23 protein-coding genes and 1 tRNA gene are annotated in these 21,365 nt (G+C 35.9%); 5 read left to right on the forward strand and 19 right to left on the reverse strand.

The genetic code is table 11. The annotated features are described in order from the left end of the window. Positions 1–109: 109 nt before the first annotated feature. A complete protein-coding gene (locus MHH71_RS09195; RefSeq protein ID WP_006094068.1) occupies positions 110–331 on the reverse strand; it encodes a hypothetical protein in 222 nt (73 codons plus the stop codon). 118 nt (positions 332–449) lie between these two features. After that, positions 450–992 carry a hypothetical protein gene (locus tag MHH71_RS09200; RefSeq protein ID WP_033798746.1) on the reverse strand — a complete coding sequence of 181 codons (543 nt, stop codon included), beginning with the start codon at positions 990–992 and terminating at the stop codon, positions 450–452. Positions 993–1,296: 304 nt separating this feature from the next. On the opposite strand from MHH71_RS09200, the gene MHH71_RS09205 reads away from it, so the two are divergent. The 3 genes from MHH71_RS09205 (at position 1,297) to MHH71_RS09215 (ending at position 3,401) form a co-directional block, all read left to right on the forward strand. Further along, positions 1,297–1,369: transfer RNA gene (locus MHH71_RS09205), tRNA-Val, on the forward strand. Between the two features lie 171 nt (positions 1,370–1,540). After that, complete coding sequence (locus tag MHH71_RS09210; RefSeq protein WP_006094066.1) at positions 1,541–2,461, forward strand: tyrosine-type recombinase/integrase; 921 nt, start codon at positions 1,541–1,543, stop codon at positions 2,459–2,461. A 157-nt stretch (positions 2,462–2,618) separates the two neighbouring features. Then, entirely contained in the window at positions 2,619–3,401 is a 783-nt protein-coding gene (locus MHH71_RS09215; protein WP_006094065.1) for a helix-turn-helix domain-containing protein, read from the forward strand. A 790-nt stretch (positions 3,402–4,191) separates the two neighbouring features. On the opposite strand, the gene MHH71_RS09220 is transcribed toward MHH71_RS09215, so the two are convergent. The 8 genes from MHH71_RS09220 to MHH71_RS09255 form a co-directional block, all read right to left on the reverse strand. Next, a complete protein-coding gene (locus MHH71_RS09220; RefSeq protein ID WP_018781079.1) occupies positions 4,192–4,326 on the reverse strand; it encodes a hypothetical protein in 135 nt (44 codons plus the stop codon). Then, a complete protein-coding gene (locus MHH71_RS09225; protein ID WP_006094061.1) occupies positions 4,323–5,417 on the reverse strand; it encodes a response regulator aspartate phosphatase in 1,095 nt (364 codons plus the stop codon). The genes MHH71_RS09220 and MHH71_RS09225 overlap by 4 nt, the downstream gene beginning before the upstream one ends. 583 nt (positions 5,418–6,000) lie before the next feature. Continuing rightward, positions 6,001–6,663 (reverse strand): HGGxSTG domain-containing protein, encoded by a 663-nt coding sequence (locus tag MHH71_RS09230; RefSeq protein WP_006094060.1) that lies wholly within the window; start codon positions 6,661–6,663, stop codon positions 6,001–6,003. Between the two features lie 13 nt (positions 6,664–6,676). Next, on the reverse strand, positions 6,677–7,363 hold the full coding sequence (locus MHH71_RS09235; RefSeq protein ID WP_006094059.1) for a hypothetical protein: 687 nt from the start codon (positions 7,361–7,363) through the stop codon (positions 6,677–6,679). A gap of 75 nt (positions 7,364–7,438) precedes the next feature. Continuing rightward, the gene (locus tag MHH71_RS09240; protein ID WP_006094052.1) at positions 7,439–8,116 is read right to left on the reverse strand and encodes a hypothetical protein; all 678 of its coding nucleotides are present in this window, start codon (positions 8,114–8,116) and stop codon (positions 7,439–7,441) included. Between the two features lie 95 nt (positions 8,117–8,211). Beyond that, positions 8,212–8,952: a phage repressor protein/antirepressor Ant gene (locus MHH71_RS09245; protein WP_006094051.1), complete on the reverse strand. Its 741-nt coding sequence runs from the start codon at positions 8,950–8,952 to the stop codon at positions 8,212–8,214. 96 nt (positions 8,953–9,048) lie between these two features. Beyond that, the gene (locus MHH71_RS09250; protein WP_006094050.1) at positions 9,049–9,867 is read right to left on the reverse strand and encodes a MarR family transcriptional regulator; all 819 of its coding nucleotides are present in this window, start codon (positions 9,865–9,867) and stop codon (positions 9,049–9,051) included. 29 nt (positions 9,868–9,896) lie between these two features. Next, positions 9,897–10,106 (reverse strand): helix-turn-helix domain-containing protein, encoded by a 210-nt coding sequence (locus MHH71_RS09255; RefSeq protein WP_018781086.1) that lies wholly within the window; start codon positions 10,104–10,106, stop codon positions 9,897–9,899. 1,622 nt (positions 10,107–11,728) lie between these two features. Here MHH71_RS09255 and MHH71_RS09260 point away from each other — a divergent pair. Continuing rightward, a complete protein-coding gene (locus MHH71_RS09260) occupies positions 11,729–12,040 on the forward strand; it encodes a hypothetical protein (RefSeq protein WP_033798745.1) in 312 nt (103 codons plus the stop codon). A 15-nt stretch (positions 12,041–12,055) separates the two neighbouring features. Beyond that, the gene (locus tag MHH71_RS09265; RefSeq protein WP_018781090.1) at positions 12,056–12,454 is read left to right on the forward strand and encodes a hypothetical protein; all 399 of its coding nucleotides are present in this window, start codon (positions 12,056–12,058) and stop codon (positions 12,452–12,454) included. A gap of 119 nt (positions 12,455–12,573) precedes the next feature. Here the strand turns inward: MHH71_RS09265 and MHH71_RS09270 are convergent, their stop codons facing one another. The 9 genes from MHH71_RS09270 to MHH71_RS09310 form a co-directional block, all read right to left on the reverse strand. Then, positions 12,574–12,762 carry a hypothetical protein gene (locus tag MHH71_RS09270; protein WP_006094041.1) on the reverse strand — a complete coding sequence of 63 codons (189 nt, stop codon included), beginning with the start codon at positions 12,760–12,762 and terminating at the stop codon, positions 12,574–12,576. A 93-nt stretch (positions 12,763–12,855) separates the two neighbouring features. After that, positions 12,856–13,191, reverse strand: a complete 336-nt coding sequence (locus MHH71_RS09275; protein WP_033798744.1) for a hypothetical protein — start codon at positions 13,189–13,191, stop codon at positions 12,856–12,858. 443 nt (positions 13,192–13,634) lie between these two features. Then, positions 13,635–14,759, reverse strand: a complete 1,125-nt coding sequence (grrM, locus tag MHH71_RS09280) for a cyclophane-forming radical SAM/SPASM peptide maturase GrrM/OscB (RefSeq protein ID WP_139358557.1) — start codon at positions 14,757–14,759, stop codon at positions 13,635–13,637. Next, complete coding sequence (locus MHH71_RS09285; protein WP_018781094.1) at positions 14,756–14,959, reverse strand: hypothetical protein; 204 nt, start codon at positions 14,957–14,959, stop codon at positions 14,756–14,758. Before MHH71_RS09285 ends, grrM begins: the two co-directional genes overlap by 4 nt. 2,031 nt (positions 14,960–16,990) lie before the next feature. Then, positions 16,991–17,563: a recombinase family protein gene (locus MHH71_RS09290; RefSeq protein WP_006094033.1), complete on the reverse strand. Its 573-nt coding sequence runs from the start codon at positions 17,561–17,563 to the stop codon at positions 16,991–16,993. A 584-nt stretch (positions 17,564–18,147) separates the two neighbouring features. Next, a complete protein-coding gene (locus tag MHH71_RS09295; protein ID WP_018781095.1) occupies positions 18,148–18,495 on the reverse strand; it encodes a hypothetical protein in 348 nt (115 codons plus the stop codon). 33 nt (positions 18,496–18,528) lie between these two features. Further along, the gene (locus MHH71_RS09300) at positions 18,529–20,148 is read right to left on the reverse strand and encodes an EndoU domain-containing protein (protein WP_033798743.1); all 1,620 of its coding nucleotides are present in this window, start codon (positions 20,146–20,148) and stop codon (positions 18,529–18,531) included. Continuing rightward, complete coding sequence (locus tag MHH71_RS09305) at positions 20,145–20,507, reverse strand: DUF3958 family protein (protein WP_006094028.1); 363 nt, start codon at positions 20,505–20,507, stop codon at positions 20,145–20,147. Before MHH71_RS09305 ends, MHH71_RS09300 begins: the two co-directional genes overlap by 4 nt. 40 nt (positions 20,508–20,547) lie before the next feature. Further along, positions 20,548–20,823 (reverse strand): TIGR04197 family type VII secretion effector, encoded by a 276-nt coding sequence (locus tag MHH71_RS09310; RefSeq protein ID WP_006094016.1) that lies wholly within the window; start codon positions 20,821–20,823, stop codon positions 20,548–20,550. Positions 20,824–21,365: the final 542 nt, after the last annotated feature.

The following is a 21,365-nucleotide window of genomic DNA, read 5'->3' on the forward strand; positions in this document are numbered from 1 at the left end:
CCGACATTAAATTGGTATTTAAATGGAAAATTAATTGCCGTTTTTCACTATATCATAATTTTACAAGAAAAGACATAATCATACGCATAAAAATAAGAAGGACTCATTCTTACTTGTCCTTCTCATCAGCCAATAAATCTATTAAATTATTCCCTGCTTCCTCTTCTGTAATCTCATCGGTCATTCCCATGAAGGACCAACCCTTTGAATCTACCCATTCAATAAACTCATCTAAAAACTCATCATGAGAGACATCAACATCAAGAATCGCACCATTTATTGAGATCGTTCTATTTCTAGATACACGTATCTTGAAAGATTTTCTTACCATTTGTATATACCTCTTTAATCTATAAAGTATTTATAAACCTATTTTCTGTTTCTGTTATACCCTATTTCCACGAAATTGTAAAAAGAAGATCCTACCAAAACAAATATAAATTTAATATTTATTTGCTATGTTGCTTAATATAATCCTCATAAGTAGGTATTGCACTAGCATCACCAGCACCAGCTTTTGCACTGTTAAACACATCTCTCGCTTCCAATCTGTTTTGTCCGATATCAAGATCATGTAAAATACGGTGAACATATACTAAAGCTGTTGTATCATGATTTTGAATTGAAATATGAAGCAATTTTCTAGCTCGGTCTAAATCTTCCTTTAAATTGCCTTTAGTCAACGAGGCAGCTTCTTTTAAAGTGGTATCAATTAACTTGAATCCCCATTCGTTCACTTCCCAATCTGGAGCATCGGTCTTCTCTAGATTTTCATACCTTTCCCAACCAGTAATCGTATTTAAATCACTATGCGTTTCTCTTATCTTCATTCCAATATCTTTTGATTTATCTACCTCTTCGATTTGCTCAGTCTTTTCAGCATTCATTTCTTTCTTATCTGTTTTATAAAACAACATAATGCCACCGAATATTAATCCAAATAAAACAAGATACCCAACAAGAATAATTCCTTTTCCGCTCCTTCTAAACAATGTGACACGCCCCTTCAAATTATGTCCTATTTTAAATTATATCAATTTTAAATTGTATTATAGGATAAAATTAATATTCAACTTGATGAAACGCAAAAAATCACTTCAGCTTCATGAATGAGTAATTCTCTTACTATTTACTATTAAACTACATGAAAATGTGCTCCCAACAAAATATAAATGTGTTATTCTACCAGGTTCCATTTTAAACATTGTAGTTAAAAACTATTGTAAGGTGCCACTTAAGTTTGTATAATAAAATCAACAGAATTATCAGACATATATGAATTATCACTTTTATCATGATCCCGTAGCTCAGCAGGGAGAGCGCCACCTTGACAGGGTGGAGGTCGTGAGTTCGAGCCTCTCCGGGATCATAAAACTTAATAGTATCAAGGCTTGAGAGGACATTCTCAAAAGCTAAAACTGTGGAGGTCTCCATCAGACACCACAAGTTAAAAGAGGACTACTTCTAGTCAGCTAATCAGCTGGCTCAGAGGTAGTCCTCTTTTTTGTTTCTATAAAACTAAGAAAGGACTGATAAGAAAATGCTACTTAAGTTTGCTATGAAGGATTTCAAAGAGGAAAAAGAGTTCGCTAATCTGTCTCCTCGTACAATTCAATCTTATATGGCTACCCTACATGAGTTCCAAGAGTTCTGCTCTGAGCGTGAACTCATTGATACACGAGACATTAGAGAAGCAACTGTTAAGAGCTACCTCATGTATTGCCAAAAGACAAGAGGGAACAACGTAGTAACTAGAAATACCAAGCTTCACCATCTCAAGATTTTCTTTAATTATTTACAACATGAGGACATTATCAGCGAGAAAGAAAACCCTATTCGTAAAATGAAACTGGCTAAAGAGGACATAAAAATTGAGGTCTTCCAAGATGAACATATCAAGCAAATGCTTCGCTACTATAGGAGACTCAAAACTAGGAATAAAAGCTTCTATGCTTATCGAGACCATACCATTATTATCTTCCTTTTAGGAACTGGCTCAAGGCTTGGTGAGCTTATTAATATCCGCTGGAGTGAGTTGGACTTAGTAAACCAAACAGTAACCCTATTCGGTAAAGCTCGCAAGCAACAAACTGTCCCTCTTACAAACAAGCTTGTAAAGGAGTTTTGTGAGTACAAAGTGTTCATGGAGCGTGAACTAGGCAGGTTACCCGAGTACGTGTTCACCACACGAGAAGGGAAACAGATGAGTCCTAACTCAGTGAAGCTCATATTTAAAAGACTCAAACAAGTAATGAACTTCTCAGATGTTCGCTTATCAGCTCATACTTTTCGTCATACTTTTGCTCATCGTTGCTTAATGGCTGGAATGGACGTTTTTACTCTCCAAAGAATGCTAAGACATAGCAATTTGAGAATGACTGAGAGGTATCTTTCTCTTTGGGGAACAGCCTTGAGAGAGCAAAACGATAAGTTCAATCCACTTAATTCACTTGAGATTTAAGACAAATAAAAAGAGAACCCTGCTAGTTTGGCGACCGAACAGGGTTCTCTACAGCTACTAAAGAAACTCGAAGGAGCTTCCTTGTTTGCTATTGTATCATGCTCATTGGTACTAGCTCAAGGGGTGTTCCTTCTTAATTACATAGGAGGAAAAGAGCATGAAGAAATTAAGACAATATGAAAGCTTTCAGTCTGTTGCTGAGATGGACAAAACTATTGATCGCACTCTTAAGGAATATAATTTAAAGGACAGCGAACGAGTGATACTTCTAAAGCTATCAAACTACTCATGTAAGTTCGTTGGAGTTAGCTACCTGAAGAATAATACATTAGCAGACCTAACAGGATACTCTAAGCGTACTGTTCAGCGTGCCCTCAAACGTTTCAGCGAATTAGGAATCATTACTCGTATTGAGCAGTTTAAACCTGTTAGTGGTGGCTACTCAGCGTTTATCTGTGTAATTAATCCTTTCGAGCGTCACCATGCGTTGGCATCTTGCAAAGAAGTTGCTGAGCCTACTCTTGAGCAACTTGAGGAGCCATCTCACGAAGAAGAAGCCATTACACTTAAAGCTAAAAGCTCTAAAGAATTAAAGATACGTAATAGCGCATCTGTTAATATCGACGAGTTAGATGTATCTTATTTGACTAACTCATGTGTACCAATGGAATTTATCAATACAGTATCCCCTTTCTTTTATACAGCTAAGGAAATCTATGCTATGTGGGGAAAAGTTAAATTGGCAGCTTACAAGTATGCACCTGATTTAGTTGATACAACCGAGATAGCAATCTCAGCATTTAAACAATCTGTATTTGCTCTGAAGATGAACAAAATTAGAAAAGGCTTCAAAGGCTACTTGTTTGGCGTTCTCGCAAAGATGATGTCTGTTGGGCAAAGAAGGCTTAAGTGTGAGCTGTTTGATTTCCTACAAGGTTAACCTGAAGAGCGCCCTCTATCGAGTCACTAGCGTTTCACACATTGTTATTACTGATAAGTAATAATCCCTAGCAACTGGTTTCTGTCCTTCTCAGCATTAACCCTTGAGGTGGTGCTATTAAGTATATTCTTGATTGCATGCTAAGGGTGGTAAACTATCAGGTTCTTGTTCGAGCTTGTACGGCTTCTAAGGATATTTGTACTCGTTTCATTGTCTGCTGGAATGCCACACCAGAGAGAACAACCTCTCACATTGACTTATAAGACGCTTTATGAGAGCAACCGATTTGTATCCAACCAAAAGAAAACTCCACAGTCAAACTTATAGATGTCTCTAATAAAATTTCGTCTATTTTATCATTCTTATGAAAATAAATTAAAAAACTTTCCAATTATCTATTGATGGTTCTAGAACCTTTAGATTATGATCTACTCAAGCCACTAAGGAAACGAGGTGAGCCATTGGAAAGTAAACAACAAAAGTTTTACGGTAAAGTCAAAGACTTCTATGAACTAGATACAATTGAGGACGCTAAAAGGTTTTATACCGCTTTTATTCAACTCAACAAGATACATACAATAGACAAAGCGGATAAGATCGATAAAATGCTAACTCACATGTACGCTGGCAAGAAGTTAACAGATTAACCGAAAACCAAACAAAAGCAAAGGAGCGTTCACCTACAGTAATCCCCCTCGGATATCCTAATTTAATGATACTCCACTTCTGATTTTGCACAAAAATAAAGCAAGGATTTCTCCCTGCTTCTGTTAATTCTTTATTAAAGAGATCAACCTCCAGTGTTTCCATCTGCCATAGTTTTCACTAGGGTAGTAGTTTGCTGCTCATCTACTGTAGTATATACTCCAAGTGTTAGCGTCAAAATTGTTACAATTCCCATTAAACCAAGTATCACTTTCTTCATTTTAGTGCCTCCTTCTTGTGAACTTCTTTTTTAGCTTCATAACTTAAATAAAAGTACTTACTTCCTTGTTCAAAGTTACCTTCATTGTGGTACTGCACAGCCACTACTTCAGTATACTCTTGAACATACTCCCATAGTTGTTCTCTTTTAAAGTAATCCATTCCTGCTAAAACTACTTTTTCTAACTCTTGAGCTGGTATATTTTGAACCATAGATTTTAAAATTATCAATCGGTACTGATACTCATTGTTTTCTAGTTGTTTACATATTGTTAAACCTTTTTCGATAAGCTCCAAAGCAATTTCTGTTTGACCTAATTTAAATTGCTCTCTAGCTTCAACAAATAGAGCTCTGTAATTCGTTGGCATTTTTTCATTAACTTCAGATAAATAACGAATAGCCAATGAAGAGAGGTTTTGACTTGCATACATTAAACCTAGATTTTGGCGAACCATAAGGATAAAGTGCTCTTCCTCTATCTTTTGAAAAGTATTCATTGCAGAAGTCAAATGCTCCTCAGCCAATTCCCATTCTCTTAAATGAACACAAGCTAGTCCATAAAGGTTATTACAAAAAGCAAGATTTAACTCATTGCCATCATGTTTAGAGAATATCTCTTTAGCTTTCGTTACATGAGTAATTGCTAACAGCGCTTGATAAACATGATAACGGAATGTAGCTAATTTATAGTAAAACTCTGCATGTTCAAGTTCATCAGAAATATACCTTAGAAGAGATTCAGCTTTCTCATAGTGCTCTTTAGCTAAAGTATATTCACCAATTGCATTAGAGTGGATAGCTTTAAAAAAATGATAATAGTACGCTAGCGAGCTATTTGTTGGTACACCATAAAGGTCGATTTCATCAAAACTATCTTTAGATACTCTCAAGTTATCAATTAAGTAATTGTATCGAAAATCGAGAAGTAAGTAATGCTGCAATAACTCTGAGTTGTCTTTAACCTCATTAACTTTCGCCTCCACTTTTAATTTTAAATCCCTTGCTTTATCTAAATGTCTCGAGCGAATCTCTAAATACCATTCGTTTAATAATTGGATTACTTGCTCATTCCCCTTTGTTTGAACGTTCATAAATAACCTCCTCATCCTTTTTATATAAAAACTCCCTATAATAAACAATAGCAAAATTTGAATAAACAAAAAAGGCTATATTTCTATTTCTCAAGAATATTCAGAATAAAATATTTTTAAATATAACTCCTTAGCTACAAACCTTATTTCCCCAAGATCACATGCACACAAAGAAAGGAGCAACCTTTTAGGCTCTCCTCTTTAGCATTACAACTCTCCATACTCACTCTCTAGGAGACGTAAATTGGCTTTCTCCTCAGCTTGGCCTCCTTGGTATTCTAGCTCAGTTACTTCACTTACAGTTAATCTGAGCGGGATAACTATAGAGTTAAATATGTTAGAATACACGCTAAGTAGCTTTTGCTTCACAGAATCGATATCCTCCTCAGAGCTAGGTAAGTAATGTGTCTGCTCATAAGCATCTCCTCCTTAAGCTCGCTTAGTAGCTTGTTTGTATTTATTGTGAGGCTTGAAAGCTTCTCTCTTGTAGTCAAATTCACTAATTTCCTAGGATTTAACACTGAGGACGACTGTTTTTCTACCTGCAAAGTGTGCCTAGTGGGTCGCCATCTCATATATTTACTTACTGTTCATTTCCCATGTCAAATAACGCATTAAGATCTACTTTACTAGCGTTATCTTTATGTTCCTTAGATTGCTTAAACTTTTGGTTCAATCCTAGGGACTCAGCGAAACGGATAAGTTTTACCTCAGTATCGTTGTAAGCTTTGCTATCTCGCAAGAAGTCCTTAGAGTCCATTCTCATAGATTTAACAGTATTGATAGCAAATCGGTCTACGAGTACAAGGTTAAACGGATCGACCTCATAGTTTTCAATGTAGTAATCCATTAACCCGTTGTACAAGTCAGTCTCCCCTTGAGATAGCATCTCTTTGAATTCTTTTGAGTAAGCTCCGTGAATAAGGTTAGCTCTGGGGTTTAAATTTGCCATAGCTTTCTTCCTCCCCTCCTCAGTTTTTTGCCCGGTAGACTTACCGCCATGGAACGGACATTTTCCATTAGTAGAACCATCCTCTTTAATGTGTGGCTTTCTCAGGCACAACCTACCGTCACCCTTGATAGCACCGCATATAGTCGGTTCCTTCTTGAGCTGGCTACGGAGTTTCTTGAGAGCTTCCTGATTGTCTTTCTCCTTGGCAACCGCAACCTTCTCAGCTAAAGCTTTCAGTCTTGGATCATCTAATTTAGATGGTCTAGCTCCTTTTCTTGGTGCTGGTTTATTCATTAGTATCACCTCGTTAGTTACTCCAATGTAGATTACTTGTGTATTCTGCATAGAACTTGTCAAATTCTTCTTGAGCCTTCTTGGCAGCTTCAATCTCACGAGTTGTCGGCTTCTTAGGTGCTTCTCGCTTATTGAATTCCTTAGTTAACGGTTTTAGCCCTAACTCCAATCGTTGAGCCTTATTTCGTATCTCTGAGTATTGTAATAGTAGATTTGCTTCTCGTGAGAGAATATCAGCTTTACGCTGTAGATCAGCTATCGAGTTGCCGTTCTCATGGAATAGTTGAGCGGTTTTAACTTGAGGGAAGGCCACTAGAGGAACCTCACGTAGCTTCTCAGGTTTACCTTCATTGTTTGTGTAGAATGAGATAGAGAGTTTCTTCATTAACTTTTTGGAGATACGTTCTTTAGTGAACTCATCGATTACTCGCAGTTTGCCAATAAGCTTATCCCCTTGAACTTTTACCTCTTCAAGAAAGCCTACAGTATCCTTGATTGACTCTGAGTGATCTAACTGAATAGGTATCTGCTCCTCAGCATTAAAATTATTGGCTAACCTCTGTAGATCTACTACCTCATACTTTTGACCTCTGTGAGTGCCTACCGAGAACAATTCAGCGTCTTTCACTAGGTCTTCACCTTGTTTAATACCTTCTGAAAAGGACTCGATTAAATTCAATTCGTGTCGTTTGTAACTCATGTGTTTTCACCTCTGTAGTTTAATAGATTGCCTGCCTCACCAGTGCCACCAGCAAGGCAGAGTTGCTGTCAGTTATTATTTGTTAGTTTCTGCTTTAAAGTGTTTCATTAAGCTGTTACCCTTCTCAGTTAACTCAATGCCATGCTTATTGAGGACGGTCAACATTGCTTGTAGAGCTTCAATAACAATCGCCTCACCTTTCTTATCTGACTCGCTATTAATCTCTTTACCTAACTCCTGAATGTACTTGAACTCTTCACTATCTGGATGGAATGACTTAGTTTCTCCAAAGCCGAATGCCAAGCCTAAATCCTCGTAGCCTTTACCTGCAAAGCAATCTTTACCTAGTCGCTCTGCAAAGTCTGATAAGTGATAAGTAGCTTTATCCTTAGCAGAAGCCTCAATATGTTCTTTCTTCACTTGCTCACCTTTTGAGTGTACGTAGGCTTGCTGTGCTTCCTGGCGTTGTTCTCTAGCTTTATCTAGCTCAGCTTGCACTGATTGAACCTCGTTGTTTAACTCCCCTAGTTGCTTCTCACCTTTTGCTTTTGTATTTAAGTTTGCGTTGCTAGGGTCAATCAGAATAGTTGCCTCGATGATATTCATAGCATTGTTGATTTTAGAGATAGTACTTTGTAGCTCATTCCGTTTAGTTTCCAAGGAAACAACTAGCTCATCAACTTTATTTAAATCGCTCTGTGCAGCCTCTACAGTTTTAACCTTTTTGTTTGAGCCGAATAATTTGTTTAACATAAATGATCACATCTCCTTAGTTTTAATTAGTTTGGGTTCGCCACCTCATGGGGAATTATGAGGATTAATATTTTAGAAGTTGTACTACGTGGGGATTACTGAGTAATAATTCCTAACTGTTGAGCAATCCAATAGCGTCCCAACTCGGAGAACAACATTTGAAGTCCGAACGCTGTAGTTTGGTATCTGATGTAATTCTCATCTCTTAGGAATGAATACTCTGCTTTGTGGAGGTAATTCTTTTTTCTGCTCTTATAGATAATTTTCTTATCCACTAACTTGTTATACAACCCTTGAGGTGATCGCATACCAAATATCTTTGCTACCTCGGTTGCTGTGTAGTATCCTTCTGTGGAAAGAACCTTGTCAGTGTATTCAACCTTTGGAACTTGTATCTTAATAGTCTCCTCAGCTTGCTTAAGTTGTACATTCTTTCTTTCGAGTGTTCTCTGAGCTAGCAATAACGCTTTAGCCATGATAGCTTGTTCATCATCTTCCTCAGTTGTTACAAGATAGCCACCATCTTTACGGATACTAGGTAGCACCTCACTGGTAATCCATTTCTTAAAGGCTTTAGCTTGTGGCTTGCGACTCGTTAGAATTAAACCGTAGAGACCTGACTCGTTAATAAGTGTTACTTCTCTGTTTTGACCTGCTACATAAATTGTGTGTAAGAGCTTTTCATCATCGTCCAGCCCTCTAGTAGCGGTGTATGCGTCCCTAAACTCTAAAATGTCTGATACATCTTTAGCTACAAAGTAAATTTCTTCTCCTTGTTTGATACTTCTAACTTGTCCTAATTCTTCATGGTCAAACACTAGTAAGTTATTCATCATGATTTATCTCCTTTGTTTTTCCCTTAAGGTGATACTATTAGGGTTTTACTTTTGAAATTTCTCTGTGGTAATGTTACGGTGATGAATTCTGTAGTTTTATTTCTTGAAGTTATCTTTAGAGAAGGAGGCTTTCTCGATATTATCCAGTAGTTCCTCCAAAGTAATCTTTTTAGCTTGACGACTTACTGCTTTAGGATCTAAACAGATAGCTTCTGTGACCGACTTAATCTCTACAATCAAGCGATTCTTCCCTAACTCGTCCATTAACTTTTTAACAGTAGGCCGAGACAGTCCAAGCAACCCCTCTAGGTGCTTACGCTTTAAGAGTACAATCCTACTAGTTTCTTCCTCATCAGGATTCTCAACAATTAAGTTAGTATTCCAACTCATATAAGAAAGCATCATTCCAAACAACCCTAGAGCATTTAACGAGATAGACTTTGCTTTCTCTTGTAGGTGAGCTTTGAAGATTTTAACTACCTTGTATTCCTCTTTTAATTTCTCACAAACAAATACTGCGTCAGTCATATTTACATAAGTTGTTTTCCCTACCGTCTCACGAGTGATTAATCCATTAGATTCTAATTCTGATAGGGTTTTATTAACTTGAGAACGTGTTTTATCTAAGCTTGCTACCAAGTGTTTAACTGTTAGTAGATCACCTTTCTCAGTGAACAATTTCCCACCTCGATTAATTTTCATACAAGTTGCTAAATAAAGTAATACTCCATGCTGCTGTAAAGTTAAATTCTCTTTGATTACTTTGAAATTATCTCGTTTCATCATGATAAAATGTCTCCCATCTCGTTGGCTCATACTATTTAGGTATTTCTTTCGGGCTTCCTTTTGAGCTAGACTCACAAGTTCATATCCTGCTTCGACTAATTCTTTACCTGTCATTTCTGTAGTAACCATTTAGTTTTCTCCTCCCTGCTTTCCCTTTTTTAGTATTCTTCTTTTCTAAATGTTAGCAATTCATTAGCTTCTTTAATGTTTAACGCTATAGCAATCTTATTGACCGTTCTCATTGTTACAGGTTCTCCGTAAGCCATTCTACTAAGATTAGCCTTGTGAATCCCTGTTTTATCACTGAGTTGATCTAATGTGATTCCTCTCTTGCAAGTTAATCTTTTGATATCTACATAGAATCCCATCTCGTAGCCTCCTATATATTATTTGTTGTTAATTTGTTTAGTTTCGCTTGTTTACCAACTACTCTCCAAAAAGGGAGCCAGCTCAAGGGGGATCGAACTGACTAACCAAGCAATGGAGGTAACTTACAACAAAAAGCTTCACAGCGAACTCATGAGGAAGAAAGGTGATAAACCTCAATCAGCATCCGCTAATAAGAAGCAACTCAATATATCCCTAGAGATGAACTCTACCAACCTACAAATAATTTATTTATAAGCTAGTTAGAATCCACCTCGAAGCATTAAATTAGAAAAAGTCTTTTTTTGTGCCCTCATAAGTGTAGATAGCAAAACTGTGACAAAACTCTTAAATTTTTGTCCTCATAAAAGATGTACGGAAAGTGTTACAAGACTCTTAAATTCACCTTACATAAACTAATATGAGTCTTGTGTGACAAAAGAGTTAGCATTCTTTGGAGGAAAATAATTTTCCTCATTTTTCCCCTTCATAACTGTAGTTACCAGAAGAGTTGCATATCAGAGAATACTATATTGTGAGATATAGCTTTTTCTCTTTCTGGTCCTTCATATATATAAATAGAAAAACTGTGACAAAACTCTTAAATTTTGTCCTCATACAGTAATCACTACAAGTGTCACATTTTTCAAGTCATTCCCTGTCGAACTTACCCTCTGCGTCCGACTCATGAATCGCCAAACCTTTGGTACTACTGGTTTTATACTTATTGAAAACTTTTCGAATAGTTTTACTCATGTATTGCCTTTAGGTGTTTGAAACGTTAAGTGGTCTCTGAGCGAAACTATATGAGAAAAACTTTTGAGGTTGCTGTCTCGTGTCGCTCTACTGTTTTGAATTAGTAATCTAAATACGGTAATTGAAATTCAACAGCGGTAACCTAAAAGTCACACCTCGTGGTTCACTCGAGAATGCAAAAAAAAGAGAACCTATTGGCTCTCCTTCTCAAATTCGTATTTATCTTTTCCAGTTAACATATCATCTTCGAACATTAACATGACACCACTAACCGATTGATCTCCCTTATACTCAAGAATTATGTACTCAGAAGTTTGTTTTTGGCTGTAATACTGAGATGATATCGTTCTTTTGCTTAATCTCTTCGTGTAACTTCTTTTTATTCTCATTTAACTCCATAACCATCATTCTCTTTAGATTATCAGATAACCCTGTAAAGTGTTTCTCGATAAACTCAGTCTCGCTAGTCTCAACTACATAACCTTTATTTTGTCGTAAGCTTGGTAGTACTTCATTAAATACCCATCTTTCGAAGCGTTATGCACTAGGTAGTTTTGACTTTATAATTAAGCGATTCAAGTTCCACTCGTTGATGTACTCTTTCTCTTGAGTACCTCCTTCGGTAAGGACTGAGCGAATCGTGCCCCCTCACCTAAGCAGTTTTTTCTAATAGCCCTCTAAGGATCTTCTTTGCTGTACCTTAGAATTAAAGCGCCCGATTGTTGAAAATCAATATACAAATCACATTCAAGAAAACCACCTGTTACTTGAACAAAAGGGATGGGCTAATACGCCATATCCATACATAAAGTACTTTCATATCGAATATATTCAATTGAAAAGTTGAAACTCTAATGGGGGGAATTTTATGCCGGTAGTATATCCTCAAGGATATCAACGACCTATACTTCATGACCTTATGAAATTTAAGCAGTTGATTGTAGACGAGATGATGCGTTCAAGATTTACAAATATAAATTTTTATCAACAAGGTGTTATTGGTGAAAGCGAAACAAACGGTGCTACTGTCATAATACAATTTTTTATGGTTTCAGGACCAAATCGATACTATCAAATTATGGTTGGTTCTGGAAACACTCTAGAAGATGCCCAAAGTGTGGTTCATGCTGTTGAGCTTATAGCCCGGCGAATAGAATATCCAAGCTATATTATTGATTAACTAGGAGGGAATTCTATGGCAGTACCATTAATCACGTATATCTCGACTCGGCATGTTGGCAGCTTCGGTTCGTCCCCCTCCTCGGCGGGAGTATCTGGGCAATTACTTTCTGGTAAAACAAAAGTTGGCAGAGTGCGGAGTATTATTGCAGGTAACTTGGAAAAAATGGGATTTTCTAATGTTAGTAGAAGTGATTCTCCTCATTTTCATTTTCCACCAACAGTTTATCCTCAAAAAGGTTGGGTAGTAGGTTATAAAGACGATTGCATGCTTTACGTTACCCATTTTCCTATGGAAAATGAAATATTCTTAGAAATTACAATGGCTAGTTGTAACACTATTGAAAAGACCCACAGTATGGTTAATGAGGTTGCCGCGATGCTTCGTACAATTCGCGGAATCACATTCCCGTGAGCCGTTTACATCAAAAATTAAACAACTATATTTTTAACCCCGTTCTAAATTTAGGACGGGATTATGCTTGTCTGATTCTTTCGAGTATAAAAAAGAGCCCACCTCTATAGGTAAGCTCCTTAGTTTTTCTTCGAGTAGATCTCGCTAGCTTGTTCCATCTCAAGCATGATTCTCTTTCCATCTTCCATATCTCTTTGGATTAATCTTTTTATGTAAGTGCTAAAATACTGCTGCTTAGCTGCGTAGTGATATAGGTCAAACTCCATAGGATCTGCTACGTTAAACGCTACCGATTTTACTTTCTTCATAGTTAAAACTCCCTTTCTCATTTTAATGTTTATTTATAAAATCCAGAACAAGTACCGCATTGAATCCCTTTCTAGATGTCACCTCAGTCATACTTATAAATCACATATACTTTGAAAACAATTCATTAACCCTTGAGTTTGAATCTTATTAAATCGAAATCCACCTCTTGTCTTCTTAGATACTATAGAAATCCCAAAACAACCATCATTTAACGCTTGAAATTTCATCATTTTTCCCTCGTCATCTATAAGATCCATAGATTTATTACCATGTAGAATACTTATAAATTTATGAGCGTCCCTTTCTAAGAATACAAGATGAATAAGTCTCCTATACTCATCAGTAATAAAAAAGTTTATTGAACCTAATGTATATTCAACTTTTAAGGTAGTGCCCCACAAATCTTCATATTCCAAGACAGGAATCACTTTATGTCACCTCCCAATATAAACGATTATAGAGTTGTCTGAACTAAAAAGAAACAACCTTATAGTCATTTTTTACGATTGGTCTGCTGAGGTAATACTGCACTAATATTTAATAGAAAAAACTCGTTCAAACCGAGGATCTTACACCTCGATAGCCGAAAAGTTACGAAGATGACTGTGTAAAATGATAATAAAGTTATTTAGTTTTAAAACCTATAACACGTATAACCCCGTTCTGATTTTTTTATTAAAAGTCAGGAAGATAATTACAAAACCCTATAATTAAGTATTCAATTATAATGTCACATATTATATAGGGTAAAAAGAAAAGGATAGATGCAAGCAGGTTTAATCCCTGTTCATCTATCCTTTTTGTACAACATATGACCTCATTACATTTTCGTTTTTAAAATCAAAAGTCTCCCGGAATCATGGATAAATGATCATTCCGACAACTTATTGATGACAACAGAAGCGAGTATTTGCTTGTGAAGGATGCAAGTGATTGTTTCTGTACTAGAGATGGAACCATTCTCAAAGTATTTGTTTGAAGGAGATCCACCCCCACATAAATCAAAATAAAGACATGTATCAGCGCAGTTCTTAACGCCATTTTCAATTTCAACTTGTAGTTTCAAATAAATATCATTGTTTATAATATGCTCGAAAGAATCCAGACTGTTTATATTTCCAACTATAAAATTATTAAGTTCTTTATTGCTGCTACCCGCAAATTCAGGAGAATTCGTTGTAATACTACCATTCTTTTGAATCGTAACGATACGCAGCTTTTGTATTTCGTCAGGAACACAATAAAAATGACGGTCTTTGAGTTTGATATTTATAGCAGAGCACATATTTTGAAATTCTCGAATCGTGATTTTATCACGATGTTGTTGCCATAAGTCAAAAAGACGTGACATAAAAGAATTATACATCCGAGTAATATTTTCCAATTTTCCGGAGTTAAGAGATGTTGAATGGTTACTATTTTCAATTTCTTCTACATTAAATCCGACCCATTTAAAGTCATTTTCATAAAAAAAATAAAAAATTTCCTCCGGATAATGGAGACTTTCTTTAGTAAGAACACATATTGCTCCAAAATCAAGTCCGTACTCTTTTAAAAGATTGACACCGCGCATGGCTATATGATGACTCCCTTTACCAGACCAATCCTTACGATTTTGGTTATGTAGAAATTCAGGACCATCCATACTTATACCAATTTTAAAATGGTTCTCTTTAAAAAATTCACACCATTTTGCTGATAGTAAAGTGCCATTCGTTTGAACGGAATTGATCACTTTCCGATTTTCAATATTATACTTCTTAATATAATCGATTATTTTCTCATAAAAGGATATTCCTACTGTTAAAGGTTCTCCTGCATGCCATAGATACTCGATATGGTCACTAACAATCGTGCTGCTTAGAGTTTTTGAAAATATATTTTCCAGTGTAGAATCTTCAATGATCATTGAATTTTGTCTTTCGGGAACATAGCAATAACTACAATTCAGATTACAAAGCGAAGAAGGCTGAATGACAATTAAATTAACTGTCATATAGAATTTCCCCATGTTTTATACCAGTGGCCATGGTCAGTAAAAGTATCGTTCCAGTTACTCCACCGTGGGTCTGAAGAATACGAAGAAGTCGTAAAAGAAAATGAAAGTCCCTTATCCTTACTAATTTTCTCTAATTGTTTAAGTAATTCATCCCGACGTTTTACAGGGAAGTTTGGATCATAGAATTTTTCATCCAAGTTTTATTCACTCCTTCCTTTTTAGTCACTACTCCATGTTATGTGCTTTTTCCTTATGGTATAACTATGGAAATTAATTAGGAACCGACCTTTGTGAAGTATTGTACTTAAATTAAACTGCTTCTATAGTTTAAGTACATTTCTTCAAAATCTCATACAAAAATAATATAAATATCCGGTATTATTTGGAGGTTTTTATTCAACAAAAGGGCCATTTAATTGAATAAGAGGTGATACTTTACCTGTATCACCTCTTAAAAATTCCGAAATATTTCGCTACCCATTTTGAATTATTTTCTGCAAGGTTCAGGCGTTGTACAAGTTCTTTTTTGGACAACTTCATGTATTTTCTTTGGATGTTCTCAACAATTCAATTTGGTTTTATTTTACGAAAATAAATATCTTCCATAGTAGCATTAAAGCTTTATTAAATTAGTTAACCTAGTTAATTATGTAAAAAAAATGCGTCGATTCTTCAAATACGCGAAAAAAAAACGCGTCGATTCAAAGTAGACCAATCCCTTGCAGCTCTAAGGTTTAACCCTATTTCAATCAGAAAAACCTTCTTTATTCTTATAGACTACATAGCTATCTCGTGGTACCTAATTCGACTCCCCCTCCTTAATCCCATCTCAAGTAGCAAACAAAAAGAGCTATACCAACTAAGCAAACCATACAGTTTACTCATCAGCACAGCTCCAAGTTTTACTCATATGTAATTTATATGGGTTCAACTAAAGTAGATCGTACTTCCTCAAACAAAAAAATAAAATATCTGAGGAGGAAAGCCTTTAAGGTAAATTCACAAGGTTACTTCTTGTCGAGAATCGACTAGCCTTACTTGTGGAGTTAATCCTAATTTATTCCCATCTCGTATATATAAAATATTTCAAATATCTTACGAGACGAAATCCTTTAGTTTAACTAACTTGGTCACCTCAGTAGTTCTTTTTTATTTTCGTTTACTGAGTATTACTAATTAGTCCACCTCATAAGGTCATTTATATTTATTTATCTATGAGATGGACTAATAGGTTTAAATAATTAGATACACCTAAGAGTCACTAATTAGGTTAACCTAAGAGCGCCAGCTTGTAAGTTATTTATCTTTATTTACGAACACTAACTAAATTAGATCAACCAATAAGCTTTAACTTCTAGTTTCCTGTATAGGATACTGTGAGGCTACAACTTTTTTAGTCTTCCCTTGAGCTGGTATTCAGTAGGCAAAACTATACAAATCCCCTGAGGTGTGTTCTACCATGCTTCCTCCTCCCTGTTTTAATCACCAAAGTTTTACTCAAAAATTTAGTTCTAAAAAATTTTTAACTCTAAAATTCAATTTATAAGCTATAACTCTAGGTGGTAAGCAAGGTAGGTGAAAACTCAAGAGGTTCCCCCTCAAATGGCGGCTAACGAGGTAAAAACTAACTGGTTGTACTCCTCTGTAATCACATTCAGTAAATACGATATAATTTACTCATAGGTATACTTTCTAAATATGGCTACTATCGAATATATATACATACCTGGATGTTATGATATTTATATATTTAACAAACCAGATATAGATTAACCTTGTGGAATGGGTAACTGGTGAGCACCTGATGAGGTGATACTCAAACCTTTCCCAATAACCTTAACCTCACACGATCCTCTCCACGAGCTGGACTAACGAGGCAAGCCTTCACAAGGTTTCACCTCACAAGTACATACATATGAGATGGTAAAATGTTGTTACCTTCTAAGATGACTACATAGTGTCGTTCTCTCATGGTATAACTACATGGTACGCTCTCGTGTGGTATCACTATAAAGGTACAGCTACAGGAGTATAACTATTGGTATGTGCCAGCAGGATCACTACAGAGGTGTAGCTCTAGTAGAGAGTGACAACTTGTCACCTTCTCAGAAGTAGTCTAATGAGCAGTACTTGTGTAGCCAATACCTACCACTATGAGGTGCAGCTACATTGTCCGTACTCGCATACAAACAAAAAAAGAAACAGCGAGGTAGCAACTTAATTGTCACCTATCTCGTAGTTCCTTCTTGTAATTTTCTCTTATTAATCTCTTTATATAGCTTACCTTGAGATATCCCCACTTGACTAACAATGTCCTTGATGGAATATTCTCCAGAGTCATACATCTGTAAAGCTACCCTTATTTTGTCATTATCGAGTTGAGGTCTACCTAGTTTAACTCCCCGTTTCTTTGCGCTTGCCAGTCCTTCTTTTGTTCGTTCTGCTATTAAGTCCCTTTCAAGTTGACTAATTACTGCCATCATAGAGAACATAGCTTTTCCAGTCGGCGTTGAAGTATCCATATTTTCCTTTAATGATATGAAAGTAACACCCATATTATTTAACTCCTCAACAGTTGTAAGGATATCAAGAGTGTTTCTCCCTAGTCTGCTAATAGCTTCTACAATAACGGTATCACCTTCTCGTACTGTATCCATGAGCTGGGTTAGTCCTGCTCGATCTTTTTTAGTTCCTGTATATTTCTCTTGGATTAATCTATCATAGCCATACTTATTGAGTGCTTCCAGTTGTCTATCAAGTAACTGCTCATCAGTTGAAACCCTAGCATAAGCGATTCTCATCAGGTTTCTCCCCCTTACATTTATTGTGCTTTTAATGTAACATGAGAGCTCACTAAGTGTAAATGTTTTATGTAATCTTTTATGTAATAACTTTATGTAACATACAAAAGGCTTAACGGTAAGGTTTGCTTCCCTAGTTAAATGATTACACTTATTTATCGTTTTATGTAATCTTGGAGTATACTACAGAGCTGGCTACCTCAGATTTACACAACATAGAGCTATCACTACATTGGTTACTATATAGTTCTGATATGAGTTTAGCTAAAAAGGATCGCATCGAGGTTGGAGTTTACCTATTTAACACACCTCGGAACATTACCTGTGAGTGTCCTACGAGTAATAAAAAGCCAATTAGAATACCTTTAAATCACTTATATAGTGACCTAGAAGTTATTCTAATCGGCTTCTCTTGTTTAAGATGCAGGCCTGATTCGTTATACACAAAAGTGAATTTATCGAGGGGGAGGTTTTCGGGATTTTGGTTCGCCGGGTGTCTGGAAAATCCGTGCTATAGATAGTATGTGGTATGTAAAATAATTTAAAAGGCTGACTTCTGTATGAAGTCAGCCTTTTAAATTATTTTACTCCTGTGTTTTCTCTTTTTTAAACTCTTTTTGTTTGTCCAGCCAAATATTAATTAAATGTACTAATTCAACCGTTTCTATCTCACAAAATTCACCTTTACCATCTTCAGCTAAATTGTCTAGGACAATAGTTGTATCTCTTCGAATTTCTAAACCACAAATGTTGCCATTTACTTCTCCATAATCCTTTTCCCCGTTTAAAACACTATGTATCTCTTCTAAAATCCAATCTCCAAATGCAGAAACTTCAACATATAAAAAGGTTCCAACAAGTTTAATTTCCTTTGGTACCCTCATGATTAATATTTCATCATCAAGCACTTCAAAAGTATATTTATATTTCATTTCTATCATACTCCCTTATATTAAAAATAGAATTTATTCTTTTGGGAAAGCAGAGATAATTTTCCCGTTGTCAGCTATATACATGATAATTTCTATACCGTCTAGACCTACTCCTTTATATGTATTATCGATTACAAGTCTTTTATTATTGTATGCTTCATTTATATTATCTACAATTTTCTGTGGACTCCAATCTTTAGGGAAAAATGTAGAGTATCCCCTATTTGCAGTCTTAGGGACTCCATTTACTTCTACCTTAGCTTTATATACTCCCTGATTATTTACTGTTCTTTCTGTTCCCGCAACTATTTTTCCTGGTGTATTCTCTAATGCTTCAGTGTGATAGCCAACTGCTTTACCAATGCCATTTATTTCACCCTCTAGAATATGCTTAAGTCCTCTTCTCGTGAATTTTTCTGTTCCTCTTAAGCTAGACATGATTTGTCTATTAGAGAGTGATGGAGTATGGTTTCTTCCACCAGAATTAGCGAACTGATAAGTGGATAGTTTTTCTTCAGTTTGTTTAAAATCAGGTATAGCAAATCTAGAACGTATATTATTTCCACCAGCAAAAGCAAAACGATCCCCCATTTGTAAATTACCAATAGTATGAGAAATAACTTCTGGAATTTTATCTTTTGCTATTTTAGTTGTCACTTTACCCAATTTACTTGCTTTACTTAATCCTTTATCGCCAATAACACCTACTGCAACTTGTGTTAAAGCATAACTTCCCCATTTCGCACGACTTTCAGCATCTCCATTTATTACATCATTAATAAATGAGTCTGACACTACATTATACATGGTACTAAGGGTATCAATAGGATGCAACGCAGCATTCCCCATGTTTTCCCACGTTTCCCGCTTACCAAGCGCTTTAAATCCTTCTATGGTGTCTCCAATTGCTTCTCCTGCACCTTCTATAGTGCCATCTATAACTTTTCGGAAAGTAGATTTTTCAGGTAACTTACCACACATTGCCCCTTCTTCAATTGAACTACTCTTTAGATGGTTTTCAGCCTGACGTGCCCTTTCTTCTGTAATCGATTGAATAGAGGTTGTCCACTCCATATTCAATCCTTGTGTACTAAATGTACCACTTACAGGACTAAAACCTTTCCCACTTTGGACTTCAGCCAAACCCGTCGCAATGCTAGCGGCTAATTGAATTGCTGTACTATAATTATTACTAGATGTTTGGTTAAACTCATACAGGTGATCTAACTTTTCTTGCAGTTTTTTCCTCATAGCAGTGAAAAGATTCGCCATAGCGTCCATACCTGGAATTGGTATAGTTTGAATGATGGCTTCCATACTTGCTTTCATTCGATCAATTTCTTGAATTTGTTCTAATATTTCTTGTTCAATTACATCAGTTGAAGCTACCTTTGATTGAAATTGACTTGGAAAGGCATCATTCTGACGGATTAATTCTTCACATAAGTAAATGATTCCCTGTGCTAAAGGACGAAAGGTTTGTACAAAAAATGCTTTCGCACTATCATAAGTCTGCCCTTGTAAAACAGTATCAATTGCAAAAGCGTCAATCGACTGAATGGCTTGTTCCATACCTTGAATGGTAGCGGTACATACAGCGTTCATGCTTTGAGTTTGGCTTTGTACTTCTCCCAAATACATATTTAAACTCATGCATTGACCTCCCTTGCTAATTGTTGTTGCTGATAGGAAAGGTCGTTTTCTAAATCACTAAGGTCTCGTCTTTCTTTAAGCAACGTTTCTTTTTGGTTTTCCAATTCGAATGTAAGTTTTCGCTCAATGTGCCCTGCTTCTTGACGCATATTCATAAAAAAATGAGATAACTCTTTATCCCCATGCCAAGTTTCGAAAATTCGATTAAATAAACGATTGCTTCGACTTTTCCATTCGTGAAAATCTGTTTCCGCTTGTTCCTGTGTTTGAATCGCAGATTGATTCCGATCCTGTTCTTCGAATATACTTTGTAATTTTTGATTTAATTGATGGATTTGTTCTTCAATATCTTGACTCATCTTTTTCCTCCTATCGTTTTACTTTACGTAGGTTGTCACATTAGCGAAAAGTATTTTGAAGTTCGTTATCCATTCTCTCAAACTCGTTAGCTACCGAATGAATATTATCAACCGCTTGTTGAAAGGCGGCAGAAAATTGTTTCGTTAAATCTAAAACTTGTTGGTTCGCTTCTTGTGCTTTGGAGTTAACAGATAGCGTAGTACGCGTCGCCTTTTTTATAGAACGATTTGTCGCACTTTGGATTGTATCCGAAGCTACTCTCATCTGCGTAGCGATTTGTTGTGCCGCTTGAAAATTACTTTGAAATTGTCCCATTGTTTAAATCCTTTCTACTATGTTCATGGAGAATTATACCATATTTCTAAGTTTCTCCATTAGGAATGATGTTGGTAATGAAAAAGGATATATAGTTAAGGTGAATCTAACCTCTTCACCTAGATTCTTTATTTCATCTTTAATAGTACGTATTGTACAAGAAACCAATATAAATATACTATCTACATAGAAAGCTACAAATCACCTGAGAAGTACAACTCAAAAATTTCCCCTGTGGAGGTTGTTGCAAAAAGTACTTGACCAATGAATATAACTCCTTTAGTATTTTCCGTAAGAAACTCTAATTGAAGTGGTTCTCAATGAAGATAATAACTTGAGAGCCTTGATACATATAAGTTTTACTGATCCTAAACCTCTACAGTTAACTGAAAGGTTCCCTTGACAGGGTGGAGGTCGTGAGTTCGAGCCTCTCCGGGGTCATAAAATACGGTAAAATAGCGTTCTACCAATTGGTAGAACGCTATTTTTATGCGATGATTTATTCGTTGATTTAGCCATTTAGGAAATATTTTTCAACCATA

Source organism: Bacillus sp. FSL H8-0534 (assembly GCF_038005885.1).
GTDB classification, from domain to species: domain Bacteria; phylum Bacillota; class Bacilli; order Bacillales; family Bacillaceae_G; genus Bacillus_A; species Bacillus_A pseudomycoides.

Coding starts and splice junctions, on each gene's coding strand:
- grrM (WP_139358557.1), bottom strand. CDS start 14,759: ATGACAGTTAATTTAATTGTCATTCAGCCTTCTTCGCTTTGTAATCTG.
- MHH71_RS09270 (WP_006094041.1), bottom strand. CDS start 12,762: ATGAAGAAAGTAAAATCGGTAGCGTTTAACGTAGCAGATCCTATGGAG.
- MHH71_RS09290 (WP_006094033.1), bottom strand. CDS start 17,563: ATGAGAATCGCTTATGCTAGGGTTTCAACTGATGAGCAGTTACTTGAT.
- MHH71_RS09195 (WP_006094068.1), bottom strand. CDS start 331: ATGGTAAGAAAATCTTTCAAGATACGTGTATCTAGAAATAGAACGATC.
- MHH71_RS09210 (WP_006094066.1), top strand. CDS start 1,541: ATGCTACTTAAGTTTGCTATGAAGGATTTCAAAGAGGAAAAAGAGTTC.
- MHH71_RS09305 (WP_006094028.1), bottom strand. CDS start 20,507: ATGAGTCAAGATATTGAAGAACAAATCCATCAATTAAATCAAAAATTA.
- MHH71_RS09250 (WP_006094050.1), bottom strand. CDS start 9,867: ATGGTTACTACAGAAATGACAGGTAAAGAATTAGTCGAAGCAGGATAT.
- MHH71_RS09300 (WP_033798743.1), bottom strand. CDS start 20,148: ATGAGTTTAAATATGTATTTGGGAGAAGTACAAAGCCAAACTCAAAGC.
- MHH71_RS09260 (WP_033798745.1), top strand. CDS start 11,729: ATGCCGGTAGTATATCCTCAAGGATATCAACGACCTATACTTCATGAC.
- MHH71_RS09255 (WP_018781086.1), bottom strand. CDS start 10,106: ATGGGATTCTATGTAGATATCAAAAGATTAACTTGCAAGAGAGGAATC.
- MHH71_RS09240 (WP_006094052.1), bottom strand. CDS start 8,116: ATGTTAAACAAATTATTCGGCTCAAACAAAAAGGTTAAAACTGTAGAG.
- MHH71_RS09310 (WP_006094016.1), bottom strand. CDS start 20,823: ATGGGACAATTTCAAAGTAATTTTCAAGCGGCACAACAAATCGCTACG.
- MHH71_RS09220 (WP_018781079.1), bottom strand. CDS start 4,326: ATGAAGAAAGTGATACTTGGTTTAATGGGAATTGTAACAATTTTGACG.
- MHH71_RS09295 (WP_018781095.1), bottom strand. CDS start 18,495: ATGAAATATAAATATACTTTTGAAGTGCTTGATGATGAAATATTAATC.
- MHH71_RS09225 (WP_006094061.1), bottom strand. CDS start 5,417: ATGAACGTTCAAACAAAGGGGAATGAGCAAGTAATCCAATTATTAAAC.
- MHH71_RS09265 (WP_018781090.1), top strand. CDS start 12,056: ATGGCAGTACCATTAATCACGTATATCTCGACTCGGCATGTTGGCAGC.
- MHH71_RS09215 (WP_006094065.1), top strand. CDS start 2,619: ATGAAGAAATTAAGACAATATGAAAGCTTTCAGTCTGTTGCTGAGATG.
- MHH71_RS09235 (WP_006094059.1), bottom strand. CDS start 7,363: ATGAGTTACAAACGACACGAATTGAATTTAATCGAGTCCTTTTCAGAA.
- MHH71_RS09230 (WP_006094060.1), bottom strand. CDS start 6,663: ATGAATAAACCAGCACCAAGAAAAGGAGCTAGACCATCTAAATTAGAT.
- MHH71_RS09245 (WP_006094051.1), bottom strand. CDS start 8,952: ATGATGAATAACTTACTAGTGTTTGACCATGAAGAATTAGGACAAGTT.